This window comes from Bhargavaea massiliensis (assembly GCF_050480245.1).
Lineage (GTDB): Bacteria > Bacillota > Bacilli > Bacillales > Anoxybacillaceae > Anoxybacillus.
On the sequence record NZ_JBCNEQ010000080.1, the window covers coordinates 1 to 5752 of the forward strand.

Below are 5752 nucleotides of genomic sequence, written 5' to 3' on the forward strand. Positions count from 1 at the left end.
CAAGGTGCGAAATATGAGTAACAACTAAAAAAGAAAGAAACTTAATTGATGAGATGAAAAACGAAATTGGATTATATGATAACTTTGTTAATAATGTATTTACATTAAGTGCTGGAAATAATGACGATGAAGCAATTATAGAAGTTGCAAATTATCAAGAGAAAATTAATGAAATAACAATGGATATGGATCAACTAGTTGCATTAAACATGCAATTTGCTGAAGATGCAAGCAAAAAGGCTAGTAATTTGTATCAAAGAGGGCTTTCTCAATCCATAATCTTTATTAGTATAAGTTTATTTTTCGCAATTGGAGTAGCGTTCTTTATCACGCGTGGCATAAGTAAACCTCTTATCTCAGTAACAGATACTTTAAAACTTATTTCCGATGGTGATTTGACTATGGAGCCTTTAAAAATTCGTAATCGAGATGAGATTGGTTTACTAGTTAGTTCACTCAATAAAATGTTAATAGATTTAAAGGCAACTGTTTTGACAGCAAACAATTCAGCAATCCAAGTTGCATCTTCCTCAGAGGAATTATTTGCAAGTGTTGAGCAAAGTACAAATGCCTCTGAACGATTATCAAACCTTGTGCAAACTAATGCAGAAGGTGTAGAAATACAGTTAAATCGGATTGATAATGTCTCTGCTTCACTAGGTCAAATGGTCAAACGTGTAAAAGATATAAGTAATAATAGTACCGAAATGGATAAATCAACAAAAATCACATCTAAATTTGTTGAAAGAGGAATGACATCTGTTGAAACAGTTGTACATCGTATTCAAGATATTAAGGCGTCGTTTAATCAAATGAACGCTGTCATTAACTCACTTGATAATCGTTCAAAAGAAATTGGGAATATCTTAGCATTAATTACCGATATTTCAAATCAAACTAATCTCTTGGCACTAAATGCTGCCATCGAGGCCGCAAGAGCAGGGGAACATGGAAAGGGATTCGCAGTTGTAGCAGACGAAGTAAAGAAACTTGCAGAGGAATCCAAAAAATCAGCAGACCAAATAGCAGAAATGATTGTAGAAATTCAAACAGAAATAAAGAATGCAGTATTATCGATTAACGAAGGAAATTTAAAGGTACTAGAGGGTATTTCTTCAACTGAGGGAGCCAAACAATCCTTTAATGATATTAAGAATTCTATGTCAGATGTTTCAAATAAAGTTACAGATGTTTCAGTATCCATTCAAGATATTGAAGCCATTAGTTTAAATATATCAATGGCTCTTGAAAATGTACGGGACATTGCAGAAAAGAGTGTAACTTCAAGTCTAGAAAGTAGAGCCGCTACAGAAGAGCAACTAGCCACAATGGAGGAAATAGCCTCATCGGCTCAATCACTTTCTTCATTGGCAGAAGAGTTACATTTAGTAATCTCTAAGTTTAAGATTAAGGGCTGATAATAGCGAACGGTGCCAGGCACTGTTCGATGGTACGATAAAATGCCAAATGAAACGAGATCATTGTTGCCACTGCAAAAAATATATATTCCAGAATAAAAAACTACAAAAGAGCCGTTACTTCACAGTAAGGCTCTTTTCCATGTCTATAAAGTTAAGGTTGGGCCATTGACACGCAACCATTCTTTTCTTTGTTCATAGTCCGACATCACAGATTTAACAAAATGCCAAAAATCATTGGAGTGGTTTGGATATTTCAAATGTGCCAATTCATGTACTAATAAATAATCGATAATCGGCATTGGTGCCATCATAATTTTCCAGTTTAAATATATGGCTCCTTCGTTTGTACATGTTCCCCAGCGCATTTTTTGTTCCTTTAATTTAATTTTAGTAGGGGTTACTCCCATTTTAGGGCAATAAATTTTTAAACGTTCTTGTAGTTTCATTTCTCCGTACAGAATATACCAATCTTTGAACGCTTGTTGGAAAAATGAGATTCTTTCTTCTTCTGTTAAATGCGGTGGCACCGTGGCAATAAATTTCCCTTGTTTAAACATAAGAACCGGCTTTGTAACTTCTTCACTTTTATATACTTTTAACCGATAGTTACGCCCCAAATAAGCAAATTTCTCTCCGCTTACAAACTCTTTTGGGGCAGGGGGATCAGAAATTTGATTTAACGCCTGCCATTTATCAATAATCCATGGAGCTTTTTTATAAAGGATAGAATGTAAAAGTGTAGGCTCTATCCCCTCAGGGGCTACGACCTTTACTCCCTCCAACCATTCAACCGATATCGTCACATCCCGCTTTTCCGGCTTATACTCTACTGCATAATCTATTGTTGTCTTGCCATATTGAAAGCTAGGCATAGAAATACTAACTCCTTCGTTCCTTTAATTGTCTTTCATTTTAACTTTGGGAAAGCAAAAGGTCAATCGGTAAACGATACGAACGGTGCCAGGCACCGTTCGTATTTCGACCTCACATTTCGCACCCTTCCGACGAAAATCGGGAGGATTTTTTCGTTCCGATGTCGAATGAATCCTTGACACACAAGGAAAGTGAAGGAGTTTTTCTCTCATGGATGTGCAAGTCGAATCGGTCTATCGCAATTCTTATTTGAATATCATAAGTGCTCTATTCAAAAAACTGGGTTTCCCCCAATCGATTGACCATCTCGTTCCCGTCGATCCGCAGTGCCAGACTCGAGTCAACGATGCCGTTCAAGCCATTCTCTACAATGTGTTTGACGGCCGGCAAGCCCTCGTTCACTTGGAACAATGGGGGCACACGATCGACCTGGAGAAACTCATCCGTTCCGGGCTCCATCCTTCCCAGTTGAATGACGATGCGTTGACCCGTCATCTCGATCGTCTGTATGAGGCCGGCATTTACCGCGTCTTTCAGCGCCGGGTGCGTCCGTTCATGACTCCCGAACACCCGTTGAAGGGTCCTGGAGGCCGCAAGCTGACCCGTCCGACGGGACAGGCGATTTTTCAGCTGTTTCCATACGTGAACGTCGTCCTGTTCAAGCTGCCGGATGGACGCATCCAACGCTCACTGGATCGCTCCCTCACCCCGGATCAGCGAAGGATTCTGCAGGGATTGGGCATGGATGAGAGCATTTACGTGTAACGTGATACGGAACGACCAGATATGGTAAAAAAAGGATTTCCATCACTCGTTGTGTTGGTCGGAAAGTTATTCTAAAAAACGAAATAAAAAATCCTTTCTTTCAACCCTGTTAGGGTGCGAAATGTGAGTACTAATATGGGTTATATGAACTTTTTGTGAACGACAAATTGCGACATACTTTTACTTTTTTAACCTTTTATAGTATTCATTGAAATAAATAAACCGATAAAAGGGAGGGGGAATTTATGAAGCTGTCTATGAAGTTGTTCAAAAGAATTTTATCTCCTGTTTTAGCTCTGTCTGTTTTGGCGGTAGCAGTACCTACTTCTGTTTTTGCCGCAGAGACAAACACGGTGTCACAACTCACCCCTTCTGTGGCGAAGGTCAACACAGTGTCGCCAAAGGTAGAAACACAGGGTATCAAAACTGCAGCTCTCAAGAAAGCGGTATTGACGTTAGCAGACATGCTGGAATCGCAAGCCATTAAAAAATTGCTCGACTTTGTTGAGGACTACGGCAGTAAAAAGGTAGCAGATACTATCAGGGAATATGCCGATAATATTGCTGATACCTTGCGGACCATAGCTTCTTGGAAAGACCTTTCTATCCAAATCATTCAAGATCAAGTTAGCGGGGCGTTATATGATCTGGGAGTACCACTGAGTACAGCGAGACAGGTTGGTTGGGTCATTTCAAAATTCGTAGACTGGGTATTACTATAGTACAAGGAGGGTGCTATGAACGAGGAAAGAATCAAGGATCTTGAAGCAAAATTGAGTCTAGCCACCGACGCAATTACGTTACTCTTAGATATGGTGAACAAGGAGCACAAAAGCTTTGCGATTCTGGCCTTAGCCACTGGCTTTACTGCCGACGAGTTGGAACGCCTGGAAAAGCTGTTTTATCACGCTGGCAAATCACAGTGGGACAAGGACACATTTGTGGCAGAGTTCGAGAAGCAGCTTCCCAAAAGAAGTGCAATGTTGAGAAGCATTTTGGAAGGGCTAAAGTCAGATGGAAAGTTCGTATCGTTATGCGAGAAGTATTTGGATTGACAGAAAAAACCCGCCCATGTCGAGGCGGGTTTATTTTTCTTCAAAACATCCAAATCTTCACCAAACGATTCTGTCAATGTCAAGAGAGTATGGAGATCGCGAAACTCAAAAACCTGTCGCTACTGGCCAGCATGACCGGCGACGTTGAGTGGCAGCATGAGTTGTGCGCGAGGCTGGAGAAGTTGTCGGGATGAAAAAGGAGCCCTTCTCGCTTGATATTATCCCTCTAGTGTAGACAGTTGGGAAAATGCCCATACTGTCATGAAAAACACTGGAGGGATTTGTTTATGTTCGAGACCAAGCAAACACCGAAAGGGAAGACCACCTATTCCGTGGAGTTTAAATGGAGGGCTGTCCAGATGTACATCGAAGAAGGATGGGGATATAAGCGGATATGCCAAGAGTTATAGGGATTCCCTGCACGAAAACGATCAGACTTTGGGTAAAACGTTATCATGAACATGGTCGAAAAGGGCTCGAAGAACGGCGCGGGACATCCAAGTCTCCATTCAAGGGAAGACCCCGAAAAAAAGAGTGCAGTTTAGAGGAAGAGAATCGAAGACTGAAAGCTGAGGCGGAGGCGCAAATAGATCGCATACAGCGCCGGAATCGCCGCCAGCCATAACGCCGTCCGCCAGCCGTAAGCTGGTATGACGAAATACGAGATGAGCGCTGCCAATAGCCAACCGCCAGCCCAAAAGCTCTCGAGCAGCACGACAGCCCGGCCGCGATCCTTAGCTGGCACCGCTTCTGAGACGAGCGTTGACGCGACCGGCAGCTCGCCGCCAAGTCCCATGCCGATCAAAAAGCGGAGCGCCAAAAACGCCGCCAACGTCGTCGTCAGCGCCGACAGCCCACTGCCAAGCGAGAACAGCAACAATGTGAAAATAAAAACGTTTTTCCGCCCGATCCGGTCCGCAAGCAATCCGAACACGAGCGCCCCGACCGCCATGCCGATCGAGTTGACGCTGCCGATCCAGCCGACTTGTTCGGCTGTCAAGTTCCAGTCTTTTTGCAAGGCGGCCATCAAAAACGACAACATGCCGACATCCATCGCGTCAAACAGCCAACCGAGACCGGCAATGCCTAACAGCTTGCGCTGGGAAATCATCGGTTGATTCATGTGTATCCCCCTGTCATCAATATGGTGCCAGGCACTGTTCGTAAGGAAGTGCTTTTAGGCGTATTTGATGGTCTTCCGGGGCTGGAGGAAGCCTTTCGGGCGGTTTATCCGAAAGCTGACGTACAGCGTTGTGTCGTTCACAAAGTCCGTAACACCCTCAGCCGTGTTCGGAAAAAAGACCAATTCGAAATGGCGGAGGATCTCAAACTGATTTATCGCGCACCGAATAAGAAGATAGCGTTACAGATGTTTCAACAGTTTGAGTCGAAATGGTCCAGCAAGTACCCGAGAGAAGTCCAATCTTGGGCCAATGAGTTGGATGTCCTCCTTACATTTATGGATTATCCAAGCAGTATTCGAAGTGTGATTTACACGACGAATGCCATCGAACGAACGATCAAGGAGATTCGGAAACGTCTCAAACCGATGAACAGTTTGAGTAGTTTAGAAGCTGCTGAAAAAGTCGTGTATTTGACCATCCAAGATTTTAATGGGAAATGGGCAGGGCGAAAGTT

At 42.9% G+C, this 5752-nt stretch carries 6 protein-coding genes and 2 pseudogenes; 6 read left to right on the forward strand and 2 right to left on the reverse strand.

Annotation, left to right across the window (positions count from 1 at the left end; all coding sequences use genetic code 11):
* Positions 1-53 precede the first annotated feature (53 nt).
* The gene (locus ABEV15_RS13390) at positions 54-1418 is read left to right on the forward strand and encodes a methyl-accepting chemotaxis protein (RefSeq protein ID WP_498853496.1); all 1365 of its coding nucleotides are present in this window, start codon (positions 54-56) and stop codon (positions 1416-1418) included.
* A gap of 146 nt (positions 1419-1564) precedes the next feature.
* Here ABEV15_RS13390 and ABEV15_RS13395 read toward each other — a convergent pair whose 3' ends face one another.
* Positions 1565-2293 carry a M48 family metallopeptidase gene (locus ABEV15_RS13395; protein ID WP_498853497.1) on the reverse strand — a complete coding sequence of 243 codons (729 nt, stop codon included), beginning with the start codon at positions 2291-2293 and terminating at the stop codon, positions 1565-1567.
* Positions 2294-2504: 211 nt separating this feature from the next.
* On the opposite strand from ABEV15_RS13395, the gene ABEV15_RS13400 reads away from it, so the two are divergent.
* The 4 genes from ABEV15_RS13400 to ABEV15_RS13415 all read left to right on the forward strand — a co-directional run bounded on the left by ABEV15_RS13400 (position 2505) and on the right by ABEV15_RS13415 (position 4308).
* Positions 2505-3059, forward strand: coding sequence for a DUF4277 domain-containing protein (locus ABEV15_RS13400; RefSeq protein WP_080985723.1), 555 nt, complete (start codon positions 2505-2507; stop codon positions 3057-3059).
* 245 nt (positions 3060-3304) lie between these two features.
* A complete protein-coding gene (locus ABEV15_RS13405) occupies positions 3305-3781 on the forward strand; it encodes a YqxI family protein (protein ID WP_013146667.1) in 477 nt (158 codons plus the stop codon).
* A 15-nt stretch (positions 3782-3796) separates the two neighbouring features.
* A complete protein-coding gene (locus ABEV15_RS13410; RefSeq protein ID WP_013146668.1) occupies positions 3797-4114 on the forward strand; it encodes a hypothetical protein in 318 nt (105 codons plus the stop codon).
* Positions 4115-4245: 131 nt separating this feature from the next.
* Positions 4246-4308 (forward strand): DUF7667 family protein, encoded by a 63-nt coding sequence (locus tag ABEV15_RS13415; RefSeq protein WP_420867691.1) that lies wholly within the window; start codon positions 4246-4248, stop codon positions 4306-4308.
* Between the two features lie 377 nt (positions 4309-4685).
* Here ABEV15_RS13415 and ABEV15_RS13420 read toward each other — a convergent pair.
* Positions 4686-5237 (reverse strand): annotated as a pseudogene (locus ABEV15_RS13420) (MFS transporter); the annotation flags it as partial.
* A 42-nt stretch (positions 5238-5279) separates the two neighbouring features.
* Here ABEV15_RS13420 and ABEV15_RS13425 point away from each other — a divergent pair.
* Positions 5280-5752: pseudogene (locus tag ABEV15_RS13425) on the forward strand (IS256 family transposase); the annotation flags it as partial.

What these genes read in the sequence shown, in the direction of transcription:
- ABEV15_RS13390 (WP_498853496.1), top strand. Translation starts at nt 54, where the DNA reads ATGAAAAACGAAATTGGATTATATGATAACTTTGTTAATAATGTATTT.
- ABEV15_RS13395 (WP_498853497.1), bottom strand. Translation starts at nt 2,293, where the DNA reads ATGCCTAGCTTTCAATATGGCAAGACAACAATAGATTATGCAGTAGAG.
- ABEV15_RS13400 (WP_080985723.1), top strand. Translation starts at nt 2,505, where the DNA reads ATGGATGTGCAAGTCGAATCGGTCTATCGCAATTCTTATTTGAATATC.
- ABEV15_RS13405 (WP_013146667.1), top strand. Translation starts at nt 3,305, where the DNA reads ATGAAGCTGTCTATGAAGTTGTTCAAAAGAATTTTATCTCCTGTTTTA.
- ABEV15_RS13410 (WP_013146668.1), top strand. Translation starts at nt 3,797, where the DNA reads ATGAACGAGGAAAGAATCAAGGATCTTGAAGCAAAATTGAGTCTAGCC.